This is a genomic window from Yersinia alsatica, assembly GCF_902170305.1.
In the GTDB taxonomy this organism is placed as follows: domain Bacteria; phylum Pseudomonadota; class Gammaproteobacteria; order Enterobacterales; family Enterobacteriaceae; genus Yersinia; species Yersinia alsatica.
Genome location: NZ_CABHWW010000014.1, coordinates 254,741 through 271,887, shown reverse-complemented (window position 1 = coordinate 271,887; position 17,147 = coordinate 254,741). Strand labels below are relative to the sequence as shown.

The window sequence follows — 17,147 nt, the reverse complement described above, 5'->3', positions numbered from 1 at the left end:
TTGATACAACAGAAAGAATTACCTCTCTCTTTTATATAGATAAATATTACATGGGCGATGAGATTAATAAAAATATTTTATCAATAAATAATTCTTTCATTCGCGCCAATGCTGATACTATCTTTAATACTAGCATTTATTTTCCTGATTTATTAGATGCAGGTACCATTAATGCTATATCGATTACTGACTCCACAATTATTAATGATAAGAAACATATCTCAAATGATGACGAAGATATCGATCGAGACATTTTAGATACCCGCTTAGGCACTATATTGAATATTTATCCGGTTTCCGATTGGGCTGATGAGGAACAACGGGATTTAACTGTGGCGTATAATTTTAATCACAGCTTAATACGTGCGCAAGCGCTGGCTGGTATCAGTAAAGAGGGATGTTGCAGCTACAGCGAGTGGGAAGATAGAGGCAATACTCTCGCGATTAATCTGACGGACAGTCAGGGGCAGTTTAACAACTTGTTGATTAATGGCCGACAATCGATATATGACACCACATCTGTCAAAGATGCGGTTCAGGTCAATCTGGATAACTCCACAGTTTCCTCTGGCATCTACAGCGAATTCTACGGTAGCTTTCGCTTAACTAATACTGCACTGAATCTGAGTAATAATTCAGTATTTAATTATCTGGGGAATTGTACTGATTCAGATAATTGTAATAGTTTCCTTATCGACGACGGTTGTTATTCATGTGGTAGTCACCTAAATGCAACCTATGAGAACCCACATTATTATGATTCGTATATTCATGAGATCAACATCAACGGCGGTTCCAACTTTGTGTTTTCGCCGCTAGGGGAATTTAAGCTGTTATATGTTGATCGGATGACTTCCGATGGCAGTGGCATTATTACAATGAATACTGATGTATCGACACTAACGGGCGACATGTTGGACATTAAACAGGCGAGCGGGAAGTTCAACGTAATGATTCAGGACAGCGGCAGAGAACCAACCAGCAAAGAAGGCCTTTCTCTGATTTATGTGGGCAAAGGCGAGAGTGGCCAGTTCCAGTTGAACGACAATAAAGGTGTGGATATTGGTGCCTATACTTACTCTCTGGCTTCTGTCCGCAATGGCAAACGCTATACCTGGTTCCTGACGCCGTCGGATTTATCAACGCTGACAGAAGAAGAAGTTGTCGATTCCCGACTGATTCCAGATCGTCCTCAGACCAGCCCATCTACTGATGGTGTCATCAGTATGGCTTCCGCCAGTCAGTTTATTCTAAATGATGAGCTGGAAAACTTGCGTATGCGTCGTGGTGATATGACGAGAAACACCAGCGAGAATTCTAACGTTTGGGGACGGCTTTTAACCCGTACTTTACGAATTAATGGACCTGAAAATTCTGCCTATAAGCTGGAACGCAGCGGCATGGAGTTGGGTGGCGATCAAATCTTTGATATCGGCAACGATAAACTGATGGTGGGGATTAGCACATCTGTGTCAGACAATAAAGTGAAGCATAACCGTGGTGGCACCAGCAATATCGATACCTATACCAGCGGTATTTATGCAACGTATGTGGCAGAAAATAATGTCTACATTGATGCTGTAGTAAAGTATGCTCATTTTGATAATGACCTGAACGTGAGAACAACTAACGGTAGTTTGGCACAGGCTAAATATAAGCAAAATGGTATCGGTACATCCTTGGAACTGGGATATAAACACCAGTTTGAGAACAATAGTTTTGGTCTATTTGTTGAACCCTATGGACGTATGAGCTATTCAACGGTTAAGGGCAAAGATTTCCAGCTTAGTAACGGTATGCAAGCAAAAATCGACCATCAAGAATCGTTACTGGGGGAGGTCGGTTTCTCACTCGGTGCTGAGTTTATTGTGGCAGAAACAGCGATTTTGAGCCCGTATATCAAGATTGCAGCGGAACACGAGCTGATATCGGATAACCCTGTCTATATTAATGATACGACAAAGTTTACCAATGATTTTTCTGGTACTGCCGGTAAATATGGTGTTGGTCTGAATCTGTCGGTGAATAAGCATACTTCTATGTTTGCGGAAATAGACTATGTTAACGGCAGTAATATTGAAGTGCCGATTAAAGCCAATATTGGTTTCAGAATTAACTTTTAACCGTTAGCTTAATATTGTGAAAATCCGCCTTCGTCGAAAGCGGTATTAGATAGAGCGGGGCGCACTAAGTTAGAGCCTTAGGGCCCCGTTTTATACATATCAAGATGGCTGAAGTGAATTGATTTTAATAGAGATAAATAGGGCAGACTGGACACTGAAATCACGTTTAAAATCCGCGTGGTCCTATAACATATTTTGAGCATACCGGATTCAGAAGAGGCTTATTGAGTGACAGTGTCACAAGTAATCAGAAAAATCATGAAATTATTTCAGACCCCCGTTGAGGATGCAACGGGGATCTGTAGCAAGGTAATTCAATAAAATCCACCGAATATAGTGGCTACTTTTTCTTATACACATCAGCGGTAGCATGAATCTTATTATCAGTATTTGCTGATGTAACTACATAATAATCGCCACCCAATTCATCTGCTTTTTTTGACAACTCTTCTCGAGCATCCATCGGTGCCATTTCATTGGATGTAACAATATTCCCGATTTTCTCATACTGACCAGGATTTTTGTTGAGATCTTCTTTAGTCAACAGCTCAGCGGATATTACACCGGAAGAGAATGCGGCGAGAACAGCTAACATTGCCATTTTTTTCAATAAATTCATAATATTCCTCTCATAAAAATAGCTAAAAACCATATGGAACCGTATTAAGTATTGTTCCTATAGTCAATTTTATCCAGTCGGCTAAGTTACGCGCTTGCGGATGACCATCTTTGGCCGGATTGAGCTAGAGTCAGCAAGGAATTTTTATGGTTAGTCAGGTAGCAGAACTCAAATCAATCAGCATCAATGCAAAGCCCAAAACCCCAGATCCTGCCCATCTTTATATTGGTGCGTATAATGTATATTATGTTAAATATGAATCATGCATAACAAAACCATACGCGCTAAGAGTTCAAATCAATCCCGACCCTAGTTCCCTGTGATCCATATTTCAACTACAAATAGCAAAAGCTACAAATTAAAGCCCCTTCTCTCATTTTTGACCGGTGACGCTACGTAAAATCTGTAGAACTTGCTGCATGATTGCCCGTCAGATTTCACCCAACCACAGACACAAAAAAGCCCGCACTTATGCGGGCCTGTTGTTTGCGTCAATTTATGCGGATTTCTGTGAATGTCGCTCTGCGGCATTGACGACGCTCATAAACGCCTTAATGCCGGGGTCAACATCTGGTGACAACATTCTCATAATAGATTTTGAGTTGCGGCCTACGTCATCAGAAATTGCCGGATAACCACATGTGGCCTTAATCAGTGTTCTTAACATTCCCTTGGCGACTTCTATTTCACCTTCAAGAATACGTTGGCGGACTTCGGCTAAAATATCCTGACTTGCTGCCGGGTCATCATGGAGCAAGTCAGCCCACATTTTATTACTGTCAGTTGCTGGCATAATTAACCCCTTCTTTTTAAATAATCAGCGCGGTAACTTTGCGCCTTGTCTAAATCGCTGTCTTGCGTATCTTTGTATCCGGCACACAATAAAATAATTATCTCATCGCCGTCTTTCATCAAATAAACCCGCAATTCTGCGCCCCAATTAATCCACAAAACAACCTGCGCATAGGTTAAGCGGCGGGCGGTAATGGAACCAATAGCGGTGCCGTCAGCTTGTCCGGGATTGGGGTATAAGGTGCCGGAACGTAAATTTTCGGTGTAGTTGAGCAACCGAGTCCCAAAAATATTTAATAAAGGAATCCATCTTGAAGATGCGAGTTTGGTGGAGTACGATTTAAATGTAAGTATCCTGTCAAAACGAACCATTCACTTTTATATTGGTAAAGCAAAAATTAAGAGGCTGAGCTAATCATGGATGAAAAAAATAAGCCACTGAATTCAAAAAAATTAATCGTAGAATCCCTGAATTCATTGCCGTTGATTTCTATTATGGAATACAGCAATGAACCTTGGGTTGTGAGAGATTGCCAATCACGTTATGTGTACGTAAATCAAGCTGGTCTTGACTTTTTAAGTTTACCCGTTGACTTTGATATTGAGGGAAGATTAGATAACGAGTGCCCTGCGGATTGGGCAGAATTTGCTGAACAATACCAAGAGAATGACAGAAAAGCTGAAAAAAGTGGCAAACGCGTAGCCATTATTTCAACCAATTTTTATGGGCGAGACAAAATATTAGAACCCTACTACTTACCCAGGTTTCCTATTTATAATAAAATCGGTGAATGTATAGGAACATTAACCAATGCCAGTAAATTGAATTTTATTTCTCTTTCCCAATACGTAGACCGCCGTACACCTTCAGTATTAACACTGACCCCGCCAACAGATCTGTTCAACGAGAAGGAACTTGAGATAATTTTTTTCATATTACAGCCGATGACGTCTAAAATAGTTGCCAAAAGGCTTTCTTTATCACATAGGACAATCGAAAATAAATTAAGGCTGATCTATGAAAAAGCTGGGGTCAGCTCAATAAATATGTTTAGAGAATATTGTGGCAACTTAGGTTTAGATTTATATATCCCCCCTAAATTTGTAAAACCCTACGTTCAGAGTCAGAATTAATTTCATATTAAAATACAGAATATCAATAAAACCAGAAAAAGCAGAATTTACGTAGTGGCGTTGGAAAATAGCCGTTCCCTACCCCTGCGGCCTCTTCAGACATTGCCCCAACACGTTAAATATAATTATTGTTATGGCATATAAAGATATAATTTAATGGTAATGTTTCGCATACGCTACGTGAATTCTGTCTTTTTGGCAGTATCTTAGTACACCAGAATTCACGTAGAGGCATCTAAAAGTGGCGCTTTTTTCGGCAACAGAAAACGCTAAATTTGAGTGCCGCACTCCGTATTCATACCTAATATTGTTTATAGAGAAAAGGTGTTTTTTCCTGATAGAAAAACTATTCCAGTCGGGATAAAAATATGACCTGGGCAGCTATGCTGTCTACTAGCGCCCAAAATACCAGAAAATTAAAGCATAAAATGGCTCCTATCCTTGAAGGAACTGGATAAATCCGCACTGGTACTCGCGAGTTGGCGACTCTGAAATGTACAAAACCATATTAGGTATCAACATGAAAATTCCCTCTCTCCAGCCCAGCTTCAACTTTTCCGCCCAGGCAGGATACTCTGCTGCTGCTGTCCCTAATCATTCGGACAATGCCTATGCGGATTACGTGTTGGATATAGGCCAGCGAATACCACTTTCCGCCGCCGATTTAGGCAATCTATACCAAAATGTCATTCATGCCGTCCATGACAGCTGTAGCAGACTCATCGATCAGCATACAGTCGATATGATCGGTAACACTGTACTTGATGCTTTGAGCCGGTCACAGACCTTTCGTGACGCCGTAAGCTATGGCATTCATAATAAGGAAGTGCACCTTGGTTACATTAAATACAGAAACGAATACGAGATCAACGGAGAATCCCCCGTCGAAGTTGATGATATTCAATCGCTGACGTGTGCCGAATTATATGAATACGATGTCGGGCAAGAGCCAATTTTTCCCATTTGTGAGGCGGGAGAAAACGATCACGAGAAACCTTATGTCAGTTTTGGTGTGGCACCGGATGCTGACTCGTACGAGATGCCATCATGGCAGGAAGGGCTGATTCACGAGATTATTCATCATGTTACTGGAGCTAGCGATCCATCCAGAGATAGCAATATAGAGCTAGGACCGACTGAGATTCTCGCGCGTCGTGTGGCTCAAGAGCTGGGATGGCCAATTCCCGACTTCATAGGATACACAGTGCCGGACCGTGAAGCTCATCTTAGGTCACGCAACCTGAATGCCCTTCGCCAGGCGGCAACGCGGCATGAAGATCATGAGGAGGCTTTCTTCGAAAGGCTAGATATGATCAGCGATAAATATGAGACAAGTCCTGATTTCACAGAGTATCCGGTTGTGTCTGACATAATGGACGATCTGATCCAGCCACATGATTTCCCCGGGTTGGCTATCGATGGTAATTCACCGGATATAAATCAGATCCAACTGTATCATGGTGCACCTTATATCTTCACGTTCGCCGACAGACACAATCAGCGCTAACGCATCTTTTTTTATACTTAACAACTGCCGCCATGATTCAACCGGCAGTTGTTTTTATCTGGGTAGCTGCCATTAACGATAGACTCGAATACCACCATAAACACCTTTAGGGCTGAACAATACCTGCCAAAGCTGGATATTTCTGGCACGAAAAGCGCCGGCACAGGCATTAAGATAATAAGTAAACATACGATAAAAGCGCTCGTCGTAATTATCTTTAATCTGCGGCCAACTTTGCTGGAAAGCATCGAACCAGGCCATTAGTGTGCGGTCATAGTCGGAGCCAAAATTATGCCAATCTTCCAGTACAAACAGATCTTCACTGGTGGAGGCAATATGTGTCACCGACGGTAGGCAGCCATTAGGGAAAATGTATTTATTAATCCACGGGTCGACGTTAAGGTCGGTTTGATTAGAGCCAATAGTATGTAACAGGAATAAACCGTCAGGTTTAAGACTGCGGGAGACCACCTCAAAATAAGTGCGATAGTTCTTTGGGCCGACATGCTCGAACATACCAACCGAGACAATACGATCAAATCGCTCATTGAGATCACGGTAGTCTTGCAACTGAATTTGTACGTCTAAACCTTTACAGCGCTCCTGTGCCATGACTTGTTGTTCAACTGAAATCGTGACGCCCTTTACCGACACCCCATACTCTTTAGCCGCAAATGCGGATAACCCGCCCCAACCACAACCAATATCCAGCAACGTCATACCGGGTTTTAGCTGTAATTTTTCGCAGATCATCCGCAATTTGGCCTGCTGCGCCTGTTCTAATGTTTCGGCCTCTTTCCAATATGCGCAGGAATATTGCATATAAGAATCGAGCATACGGCTAAATAAGTCATTGCCTAAATCGTAGTGCTCTTTACCTACGATCCAGGCGCGTTTACGTGTTTGATAATTAAAGATACGAGCAGAGGCGATGCGGGCAACATCACTAAGACGTTTAGGAAGTTGATTATCAAGTTCAGAGGCTAAAATGCACTGGAAAAAAATATCTAGACGGTCGCACTCCCACCAACCATCCATATAACTTTCACCTAACCCCAGGGAGCCCTCTTGAAGAACGCGCTGAAAAAACTTCGGGTTCTTGACTCTAATATCCTGTGGTTTAGTTCCGTTTATTGCAATCCTAGCTTGGCCCAGCATTTCTGCTGCAATTCGATACCAATGATCTTGTTTTAATGCTGAATCAACGCAAATTGAGCTCATTGTTTATTCTCTCCTTAACTATTAATTCAATAATCCATAAGAGCATTGATAAGTACATATTTTGATGGTGAGACGCCAAAGTAAGATTTGAACGCTCTTGAAAATGAGCTTTGGCTTGGGAAACCCAACGTCATGCTAATTTCTTTTAATGTTGTATTGCTGTTTTTTAATTCTAATACTTTATTAAGTGCATGATATAGTCGCTCGCGCTTAATGTATTTTGAGACCGATATTTGGTGGTGATAATCAAACTCCCTCAGGAAATAAGATCGTGAATAACCAGAAATAGAGACGACGTCTGATGTCGCCACCCTATTCCCATTTTCTATCTTCTTTGATATCCAATCCCTTATTTCAGGAAAAGCCGATAGCACCGTTTTTTCTTTAAATTGTCTTTTCATTTTATTAACCGGATTCCAAGGCATAAGAATAATATTCAGATATATTCTGTGGTCCCAACCCTCTGCTTGTTACTTTTATAGAAGTTTTGAGTTATAACGATATTCACTTGGGGATATATTGAAGTATGTTTTAAATGTCTGACAAAATGTGCTTTGACTCGGGAATCCCATTTCTTCGCTAATCTCTCGGACTTTTAAATTAGTCCATGTTAGCTTACTTGCTGAAATTCTTAATCTTTGCTCTCGAATGTATTGAGAAAGGCTCACACCGATGGCAAGTTGAAATTCGCGTAAAAAATACGATCGCGAGTATCCAGTAATGGCGACCACATCCGTGGATTTGATTCCACGATGAATATTGTTTTCAATCCAACATAGGACATCTGGAAAGCTGTGAGTAATAAATTTATCTTTAGCCACAATATCACCTCAATAATAGCCATTAATAGTTGGATACAGAAAAATGTCATGGTTTATTTCTGTTTCAAATATCAGTGCTTCATTCGGACATGCAAATTGAAAGTGTGCATCAAGAATGTATTTATTATCACTCTCTTGTATTTTATAAGATATTTTGCAGCGATGCATTTCAGTCGTCACTTTTCTTGTTTTCTGATCTAGCTCACCCAGGAAATTAAACAGTGTTTCTTTATTAGTAAATACCTCACAAACAGAAACCGTTTGTTTCTGATGGTCAATGGTATAGCTAATATCGACGATAAGTCCTCTCTTGGCGCATTTTTCTATAACATTATTCATATTAAAGCCCTATGTTATTAGGTTCAATAAATTACGGATGTGTTAAGAAAGCAGATAAAACTATAAAAATAGTGCTATGACGAAACAACTTAGAAAAAAAACTATCGCGATTGCGGGAATCATTGAAGCCTGATTAGAATTCTCCATTATATCTTTCCTTAATGTAAATCCATTTATTTAGTCGTTTGGTGATAACTCGTTAACCGACGAGGAATTAAATAGTTATGGATAAACCTTACAGCGACATAACTAATTACTAATGTTGCAACAACCGCTTCTAATGTCGCAATCATATGTAGCTGCTGGGCATACTCAATGGCTTGCGGATATTGTCCGACAAGATTCGCCATTTTATATAGCGCGGTAGCACCTATCGCCATGGGGAAAGTAAATGCGGCGTAACCTGGGCTGAAAGGCAGTCTCATTAAGCGGAAGAAAGCACAATAAATAACGATCGTCATTAACAACGCGATACCCAGCAGCACCGCACAAATCAACAGAGAAGGCTCTTTAACTACAGTGAGATACCCGGCTAATGACAGACTGGCAGGCGCGGCCATAATGGCAATGGTCGGTTTTGCTGCATCAGGGACTTCGTTGCGAAACATGAAACGGTAAATCATCATAGGTAGCATTAGCAGGTAACTGATCATGCCTATGGCTAATAACACTAATGCCAAAGTATGAAATGCATCACTTGGACACATCACGTCGGCCACAATAATCCCCACGGGAGGGATAAACCAGCTCGGCACCATGTGATGCAAATTAGGCTCTTTTGCACGGTAATAAATAAAAAAAGCTAGGGCGGTTAAATGTACAAAGACAGCTGCTAGCCAAAGTATTTCACCCGCTGTTGGTAGGAAATTGCCGAGTGCTTTAGAGACAACCATTGCTGCCATCGCAAATGTCGGAACAATACTGCCTACAACAGGGTGCTTAATATCTTGAGTCAGAGTATCGGGATGAAGAATAAAACGGATAATCATCACACTGAGCAGAGTTGCGGCTATTAGAGCACCAATGTTCTGCCCTATTCCCTTCAGGGGTAATGCATTCTCTAAACATAAGCCTAAGCTTGCGATGCCTAAGGCCAACCCTGCAACCGGTGTTGGCAATCCCCGGACTTTATGATGTAAATATCTCAACATGCTATCACCTCGATTTTTCTTATCTCTATCTACGGCAAAAATTATAGCGATAAGGTATCATTTAAAAAATCGAGTTATTTATTACTACAGGTTTAGAAAAACTAAACGATGAACATTACCTTTAAACAGCTATCCGTTTTTGTTTCTATTGTGCGCTACGGCAGTATGACATTAGCCGCAGACTCAATATTTATGACCAAAGGTGCGGTATCTCAGACCTTAGCTGAATTGGAAAGTCAGCTTGGGGTGCGGCTGTTTGATAGGCAGCATGCTCGATTAATTATTAATCATGAAGGAAAAAAACTGTTGCCGGTGGCAGATGAACTGTTAGCGAGGATGCAAGGTGTTGAACAGTTATTTGATGAGAAGTCTCACGACACTCAACTTAATTTAGGATGCACTAAGACCATCGGTAGCTATGTACTCCCTAATATGTTGACTGCCTTTGAGAAGAGTTATGGCTGGCTACCGCGATCAATCATCGCGAATACCCAAGATATTAGCAGCATGCTGAATAGCTTCGAAATTGACGTGGCTTTATTAGAGGGGCCGACGACTGAGCCAAATTTAATCTGTGAACCTTGGATGGAAGATGAAATGGTGATTGTCGTGGGTAAGACTCACCCACTGGCGAAGAAAAAACAGGTTTCTTATGAAGCACTCAAGCAAGAAAAGTGGATTTTACGTGAACGCGGTTCCAGTAGCCGTGCCTTTTTCGACAATCAACTGGCGCTGCATCTGAATAACCCACCGGTAACGCTTTCACTCAACGCATTTGATGCAATACTCGCTTGTGTGCGGAACAATTTGGGCATTACATTTATTTCCAGCAGAATGTTTGCTCAACCCTTCTATAAAGGGCATTTTGTCCAGCTTGAAACTGAGCACCGATTTCTGCGCAAATTCACGCTCTGCTACCATAAAAGCAAGTTTATCTCCCCAACCTTACATTCTTGGAATGCATTCAGCCAATTGTGGGCCCGCCAATTAACCTCCTCAGTCTGATATTTCTCCTCTTTCCTTGGGCCGAGTGTGATTTATCGCTCATGCCCAGATAACTATCTTGTTATCCAGATGAAATCAGCCCTCATTCATCTGGAACAATGGGAAGCCGTTGTTTAGTATGTAGGTATTCTGCCTACGTCATTAGCAAATCCGATATTTATGAAAAAACTCATTAAACGGCTGGAGATCATTAAAAGTGCGATTGAGCTTGAAGATGACGAAATAATCCGCCATCAACTTCCTTACCTTAAAAGTGAATCTCAGGATGCCGTACTGACATTTATTGCCGTGGCGATTGAACAAGGGAAATTCACCGCAGCACTGGACGCTATTTCTGCATGGCTGATCAATAAACAGTCGGTAACCCAGTGGCAGGATCTTGAGTTGGCCGCCTGTAAACTTGAGTTGAAAGCGCTGGAGGAACAGTTACGCGAGCTCATCGATAAGCGGAATGAACGTATTCAGTTACTGGATGATTTCAACGATCTCTATCTGGTGCGTCTTGGCCCTTTAACCAAGCAAATACTCCATCTGCGCAAACAGTTGGCGGAAAGTACTTTGCGTAAAGCAGAAGCGGAGGCCCGCCGTCGAGAGCGCGATTATCGCAATTGTCAGCAGTATATTTCTCAAGCCATTGATGAGCTGACGTTGCTAAAACAGCGCTGGCTGGGGCTCTCTTCCCTTTCCCATGAAACCGTTGCAATACGTCAACAAATTCAGCAACAAACTGAGTTGGTCACGGCATTACTGGCGGAGATCCAAGAACTGGAAAAGGGGTTTAACACCCGTAATACCGAATCAACCCGTCAAGCCCGTGAAGAAGCCAAAGAGAAGTACGAGAGTTATCAGGAACAGCAAAATGATGCTGAACAGCGGCACGACAATGAGCGCAAGCTCTCCGCTGACCAACGGCAAGAATTAAAACGCCTATGGCGGCAAGCCAGCCGGCTGTGTCATCCCGATTTAGTCGCGGATGAATTTAAAGAAAAAGCCCATCAGCTTATGGTGCAGCTTAACCAAGCTCGCCAACGAGGTGATTTTTCTGCCATTCATACTCTGCTGGAGAGCTTAAAACAAGGGCTTGAGCCGCTAATGGCGAGTGACCTTATTGATGATCTTGAGCGATTACGTCGAAAAATTAGCGAAGTCAGACATCAAATTGATGCAATGCTGCATGAGCTAGATGCATTGGAGAAAGAAGAATCCTGGCGGCTGGCAACTTCATTGCCAGATAAAGATGGCTGGTTCAAAGAACAAGAAAACCTGTTATCTAAGACCCTCAACCTCCTCAAGCGCCAAGTCGCAGAAGCATCAAAAGTGCTGTATGAAGCATCATAATGCCAGTTTAGTGGACATCATGATGCTCCCCTAACCCGTCGAAAATTATCTTGTGGGCGGTTACTGACTCAATAACTGTTTTACGTCCAACAGAATGAATTCGTTATCATCGGCTTCATTGGGTTGGCGACTGGAGGAAAATGGGAAGTTATTATCATTGCCAACAATGATATGGCTGCCATCCACCACATCAACGTTTTCAATGGTAAAGAAGGGGAATGTCAGTACGCCATTATTGAGCGGCTTACGCGCCAGATGCTGCGGATCCTGAATGTTCATTAAATCAATGTAGGCCAGTTTATCCACCGGTTTGCCGACGTTGTCATCAGAAAACGCAATTTTGTAGACACGTTTAAACTTGGCTATCTGACTGAAGCAATTTGCTGTTGCTGCCCCCGCCGCACAGGCTTTATCCGCCGTACCCTCGCCATTATCGCGTTCGATGACTAATCCATGTGTCGCATCAATCATATTGAAATCACCAATGGCATTCTGGTTATCTTCCAGCACATATTGCCAGCTGCGCCCGGTCCACTTCTGCTGTTTGACATCAAACTCCAACACGCGCAGATAGCGATTGCCCGCCACATTCTCAAACTTTTCATCCTGCCACAGCGCCCCTTCCAGCATCGGATACAATTTGCTGCCATCCGGTGAAACCGCCATGCCTTCAAAGCCTTTAGAGCGCGCCACCTGGAAATTCTGCTTCCCGTCCGGGGCGCCTGGCAATGTCAGTGTTGGGTTGTCCGGCGATTTCACTATTTTGCCATCAACCTGAGTCTCGAACACTTCCAGCACCTTGCCATTGAGGTCGGCTTTAATCAGATAGGGGCCAAATTCTTCGCCAATCCACAGGGCATCATCAGCAAATTGGAAGCTTTCGGGATCAAAATCGCTGCCGGTTAAATAGCGTTTTTCAGTACTCTCATTGATGATATGGAAAGGCACTTTTTTATCTGGATCGTGCAAAAACACGGTTTGCAGCGGCGTCACACTGCCATTCTTGAAATCAATATTGTAGTGATTGAGATACAGCATGGCATCTGGTGAGTTGGCTTTACTGCCAAATCCATTGTCCGTCAGCACCCAATAGGTGCCATCGGGCATATGCTTTATTCCTGAATGCCCTTGCAGCGGTTGCCCTTTAATCGGCAGTCCAAGACCTGTTAGCCGGTCGGCAGATTTGCCCGCCACAGTCCCCAATGCGCTAACCCGTTGGCCACTGGTGTATTTACCACTTTCTTGTAAGTCTGCGGGGGCATCCAGTGGTGTCGCCACGGCTGATTTCACCGGTAATACGGCATGCCCGGCCAGAGTGGCGGGCACCTCAACAGCCTGCGCCCATAAAGAGGTACTGAACGCGATGCTGCTGGCTAGCAGTGCCAACCGAAATGTGGTCATCTTCATGTTAAGTTCCCTAATTATTGTTATTGCCCAAAGGTAAAAAGCAACCTAACTATAGGGAGCCTGAATGACAGAAATATTATCCCTGTTATTCTCTATGATTGGTGCATACTGATTCTGAGTATTATTAAGTTCGTCTTCATTCTCAAATAAGGTAATCCATGATGAAAGATAACGAATACCAACCACCCAAAGTCTGGACGGAAAACAGTGCCAGCGGCGGTGTGTGGTCCAAAATCAATCGCCCAACAGCGGGGGCTCGATATGAAGCTGAGCTACCTGTTGGCAAACACCCGTTGCAACTCTATTCCATGGGTACGCCGAATGGTCAGAAGGTCACTATTCTGCTGGAGGAGTTATTGGCATTGGGCGAAAAAGGGGCGGAATATGATGCCCACTTGATTCGTATCGGTGAAGGTGATCAGTTCTCAAGTGGTTTTGTTGCCGTCAATCCGAATTCAAAGATCCCTGCCCTAATGGACTATTCGACGACCCCGCCAGTCAGGGTATTTGAGTCTGGCGCCATTCTGCTGTATTTGGCGGATAAATTTGGCCACTTCTTACCTAAGTCACACGCTGGCCGAACCGAAGCACTGAATTGGCTGTTTTGGTTACAAGGAGCAGCACCTTATTTGGGCGGTGGTTTTGGCCATTTCTATCACTATGCCCCGGTGAAAATTGAGTACGCTATTGACCGTTTCACCATGGAAGCCAAGCGGCAGCTCGACTTGCTCAATACCCAGCTCAAAACGCACCCGTATATTGCCGGTGACGAGTACTCAATTGCCGATATCGCGATCTGGCCATGGTATGGCAATTTGGTGCTGGGCTTGCAATATGAAGCTGGGGAATTCCTCGATGTGAAGTCCTATCCCCATCTTATCCGCTGGACGGAGGCCATTGCGAAGCGGCCTGCGGTACAGCGTGGCCGCATAGTCAATCGTACTTGGGGCGCGCCAGAAGAACAGTTACCAGAACGCCATGATGCAGCAGATTTTGACCGTCTGTAGTGCATAAGTGAATGGTGCCTGATGTGGTTGAACAAGCTGTTTTGATCGTGATGCGTTTGGGGCAACCCAAGCGCTCTCGATGTGCCACTCGGATCGGCAAACCACGAATCTATTTACAGGCTCGCCCATTCACCCACGGAGTCAGGCTACCACTGAAGCTGATCGCTAGCTGTTAACTACTATATCTACTTTTATGCTCTTAATTAAAGCCATGGATCTTTCTAAAATCTGAGCGGCTTCCGAACCATGCAAGATGATATAACCTGAACGTCTTGAATTGCCTTCCAAGGCTGGAATTTCATCACCTTCAGAGTAATTAATTTTGGTTTCAACAACCTCATTGTACTCATCACTTTTTATTTTCTCAAATCCCTGTACCCTTTTAACTTTACCGGGAGGCAATACTAGGAATCTGACAATAGCGACACCTTGTGCAGTTTTATCGTTTAAATAGTCAGGTGTGATTTCTCTTGCAGCCCATAGTGCTGATAACTGAATCATATCAATATCGAAAACTCTTTTGATCAGTTTACCTACATTTCCGCCAGCAATACGATTATGTGACTCAATAATCCTAATCCCCTTCGAGCTTACTTTAAATTCAGTATGGGATGGTCCGTTGCTCAGCCCAATAATATTCAGAAACTGTGATGCCATCACTTGGGCCTGCTGCTCCACGTCAGGTGCCAGTCTTGCTGGTACCATGTGTCCAACTTCGACAAATTCTTCTACTGAAATTTTTTCAGTAATGGTCACCACTTTGTGCTGACCATTAAAGCTAAAGCATTCAATACTGTATTCTGGGCCATCAATAAACTCTTCAACGATATAATCGCCCCGACCTGAATCAATATTATTGACTATATCAGCCAGCATCTCATTTTGTGTAATTAACTGCACTCCCATACTACCGCTACCATCAATAGGTTTTATAATGACAGGAAGACCATTAGCACTAATAAAATTCACTAACTGCTGACCGTTAGCACAAACAGCATAATGTACCGGACTAAAATAATGCTTATTAAGCAATGCTCGCATGGCACCTTTATTCTTTAAATAATATATTGACTCTAGCGATGTACTTGGCTTTCCCCAACGAATGTTTAATTTCGCCGCAATTTCAACACCAGCCTCGGTAAGGGATAATACCGAGAAAAAATTCCAGTGCTGATGCAAACTATCAGCGAGTGGCAGAAAACTTTCCGCAAGATAATCTGTTATAACAATATCACTTGTCGCAGATAGTGCATGAATATCGAGTAACTCTTTTCTCTGCACAAATACGAATTTTAGCCCGGTATCATTGATTCGTTTTAAGGTATCCGGCGAATCCATTCCATAGCCAATTATCAGCAGCATTTTTTCAATGGAGTGATCATTTTTATTTAACATGTTGTTGGCCCCAATGCGTTTTAAGTGTGCTCTCGAGAAATTTGAAATACTCCTCACCCATTTGGGGCGAATTATGTTGGCCAAATACGATGATCAAGAAACCGTCGAAATCAGGATATGGCCGGTAATGTTTTCCAGGATGGGAAAAATCAAGAATATAGCGTGTATCTGGATGCTTGTTGACCGCATCCAATCCTTTAATAGAGAGCAGCACGCCTGAACCTCCCAGAGGCATAATCCAGCTACTAGCCGCTTTCGATAACCCGGTGGTATCAGGTGGCCAATTTTCAGGTGTCAAAGTGTTGGTCAACCAGTGAAAATAAAGGCCAATAAAGTCGATTCTATTTGATGCTTCAACGTTAAAATGAGCACAACCTGCCCCACCCAGGCGAGCGCCAATTTCCAGAATTATCGGTGTCCCTTCATGATTAAGTCGCAGCTCACAATGTCCCGGTCCATTCGTTAATCCTAATGCTTTCATACCCGCGATAGCAGTATGCTGGATGTTGGTTATCAGTGTTGGCTCAACGTCAGGGGGGCACAGATAAACTGACTCTTCGAAATAGGGACCTTGCGGTATGCCCTTATAGCCGCAATTTAACGCATGAACTTCCCCATCAACCGCGAACAATTCCACTACAAACTCAGGCCCATTAATAAACTCCTCTATCAGAACTTTGGCAAAATTGCCAGATTGATGCCAAGATAGGTGCCGATAAACATCCTGATTTAACTGCTCCACATAAGTAAATGCGTTGCACAATTGTGCAAAGTCCTGAACTAACTGAACTCCAGCACTATTAAGGCCAGAGCTTGGTTTAACTATGCAGGGAAACGTCAGTGACCGGCAGTGTTCAAGTTCATTGCTATGCTCCAGGGTGATATTACGTGGCACAGTTAACCCCGCTTCCTCAAATAATCTACGCATCATAGATTTATCGCGGGCGGCCATGGCTGCATCTGGGGATATTCCCGGTAAACCTAGTCGGTTTGCCGCGGCTGCTGTCCATACTACGGAGGGTTCTTTTACTGACATGATGCCATCAAAATTCCATTTCTTATGTAGCGCCTCGAGTGAAGTAAGCGCCTGTTCGGGTGCATCATAAATAGGTAAAAACTCACAACCAATGACAGCAGGGAAAGCTTCCGCCTCTGCGGTATCGTCAGGGGAAATGACGATCAGTTCAATGCCATTTCGGGATGCGATGTCAAAAATAAACGGTACCCCAAGAGTGGGGTGTATCAACGCTATTCTTAAGGGCATATTTAACTCCTTATTTAATTGGGC

The 17,147-nt window shown here is 43.1% G+C and carries 17 protein-coding genes; 6 read left to right on the top strand and 11 right to left on the bottom strand.

The annotated features are described in order from the left end of the window. A partial coding sequence (locus tag FTA96_RS10760) for an autotransporter outer membrane beta-barrel domain-containing protein (protein WP_145573782.1) occupies window positions 1–2,123 on the top strand: 2,123 nt, incomplete at its 5' end. 340 nt (window positions 2,124–2,463) lie between these two features. Here the strand turns inward: FTA96_RS10760 and yahO are convergent. From yahO to FTA96_RS10745, 3 genes are all read right to left on the bottom strand, one after another. Next, on the bottom strand, window positions 2,464–2,742 hold the full coding sequence (gene yahO, locus FTA96_RS10755) for a DUF1471 family periplasmic protein YahO (RefSeq protein ID WP_050106997.1): 279 nt from the start codon (window positions 2,740–2,742) through the stop codon (window positions 2,464–2,466). Between the two features lie 496 nt (window positions 2,743–3,238). Continuing rightward, entirely contained in the window at window positions 3,239–3,535 is a 297-nt protein-coding gene (locus FTA96_RS10750) for a hypothetical protein (protein ID WP_145573780.1), read from the bottom strand. 2 nt (window positions 3,536–3,537) lie between these two features. Continuing rightward, window positions 3,538–3,906 carry a type II toxin-antitoxin system RelE/ParE family toxin gene (locus tag FTA96_RS10745; protein WP_145573779.1) on the bottom strand — a complete coding sequence of 123 codons (369 nt, stop codon included), beginning with the start codon at window positions 3,904–3,906 and terminating at the stop codon, window positions 3,538–3,540. Between the two features lie 45 nt (window positions 3,907–3,951). Between FTA96_RS10745 and FTA96_RS10740 the strand changes: the two genes are divergently transcribed. Continuing rightward, a complete protein-coding gene (locus FTA96_RS10740; protein ID WP_087817516.1) occupies window positions 3,952–4,668 on the top strand; it encodes a helix-turn-helix transcriptional regulator in 717 nt (238 codons plus the stop codon). A 493-nt stretch (window positions 4,669–5,161) separates the two neighbouring features. Next, a complete protein-coding gene (locus FTA96_RS10735; RefSeq protein ID WP_145573777.1) occupies window positions 5,162–6,175 on the top strand; it encodes a M85 family metallopeptidase in 1,014 nt (337 codons plus the stop codon). A 72-nt stretch (window positions 6,176–6,247) separates the two neighbouring features. Here the strand turns inward: FTA96_RS10735 and cfa are convergent, their stop codons facing one another. The 5 genes from cfa to FTA96_RS10710 form a co-directional block, all read right to left on the bottom strand. Next, on the bottom strand, window positions 6,248–7,396 hold the full coding sequence (gene cfa / locus FTA96_RS10730; protein WP_134957946.1) for a cyclopropane fatty acyl phospholipid synthase: 1,149 nt from the start codon (window positions 7,394–7,396) through the stop codon (window positions 6,248–6,250). 26 nt (window positions 7,397–7,422) lie between these two features. Beyond that, a complete protein-coding gene (locus tag FTA96_RS10725; protein WP_072077518.1) occupies window positions 7,423–7,797 on the bottom strand; it encodes a helix-turn-helix transcriptional regulator in 375 nt (124 codons plus the stop codon). Window positions 7,798–7,872: 75 nt separating this feature from the next. Next, complete coding sequence (locus FTA96_RS10720) at window positions 7,873–8,217, bottom strand: helix-turn-helix transcriptional regulator (protein ID WP_072077504.1); 345 nt, start codon at window positions 8,215–8,217, stop codon at window positions 7,873–7,875. A gap of 9 nt (window positions 8,218–8,226) precedes the next feature. Continuing rightward, entirely contained in the window at window positions 8,227–8,556 is a 330-nt protein-coding gene (locus FTA96_RS10715; protein ID WP_050107004.1) for a DUF406 family protein, read from the bottom strand. Between the two features lie 173 nt (window positions 8,557–8,729). Continuing rightward, a complete protein-coding gene (locus FTA96_RS10710; RefSeq protein WP_087817513.1) occupies window positions 8,730–9,707 on the bottom strand; it encodes a TDT family transporter in 978 nt (325 codons plus the stop codon). A gap of 108 nt (window positions 9,708–9,815) precedes the next feature. Between FTA96_RS10710 and FTA96_RS10705 the strand changes: the two genes are divergently transcribed. Together FTA96_RS10705 and FTA96_RS10700 are read left to right on the top strand one after the other, a co-directional pair. After that, window positions 9,816–10,712, top strand: coding sequence for a LysR substrate-binding domain-containing protein (locus FTA96_RS10705; protein WP_050121337.1), 897 nt, complete (start codon window positions 9,816–9,818; stop codon window positions 10,710–10,712). 159 nt (window positions 10,713–10,871) lie between these two features. Continuing rightward, window positions 10,872–12,050 carry a coiled-coil domain-containing protein gene (locus FTA96_RS10700; RefSeq protein WP_145573775.1) on the top strand — a complete coding sequence of 393 codons (1,179 nt, stop codon included), beginning with the start codon at window positions 10,872–10,874 and terminating at the stop codon, window positions 12,048–12,050. 60 nt (window positions 12,051–12,110) lie between these two features. Here FTA96_RS10700 and FTA96_RS10695 read toward each other — a convergent pair whose 3' ends face one another. Continuing rightward, window positions 12,111–13,457, bottom strand: a complete 1,347-nt coding sequence (locus FTA96_RS10695; RefSeq protein ID WP_145506013.1) for an esterase-like activity of phytase family protein — start codon at window positions 13,455–13,457, stop codon at window positions 12,111–12,113. 161 nt (window positions 13,458–13,618) lie between these two features. On the opposite strand from FTA96_RS10695, the gene yghU reads away from it, so the two are divergent. Beyond that, the gene (gene yghU / locus FTA96_RS10690) at window positions 13,619–14,464 is read left to right on the top strand and encodes a glutathione-dependent disulfide-bond oxidoreductase (RefSeq protein WP_050107015.1); all 846 of its coding nucleotides are present in this window, start codon (window positions 13,619–13,621) and stop codon (window positions 14,462–14,464) included. Window positions 14,465–14,629: 165 nt separating this feature from the next. Here the strand turns inward: yghU and FTA96_RS10685 are convergent, their stop codons facing one another. Both FTA96_RS10685 and FTA96_RS10680 read right to left on the bottom strand, forming a co-directional pair. Then, entirely contained in the window at window positions 14,630–15,859 is a 1,230-nt protein-coding gene (locus FTA96_RS10685; RefSeq protein WP_050151215.1) for an ATP-grasp domain-containing protein, read from the bottom strand. Next, window positions 15,849–17,123: an ATP-grasp domain-containing protein gene (locus FTA96_RS10680; protein ID WP_186372871.1), complete on the bottom strand. Its 1,275-nt coding sequence runs from the start codon at window positions 17,121–17,123 to the stop codon at window positions 15,849–15,851. Before FTA96_RS10680 ends, FTA96_RS10685 begins: the two co-directional genes overlap by 11 nt. Window positions 17,124–17,147 lie beyond the last annotated feature (24 nt).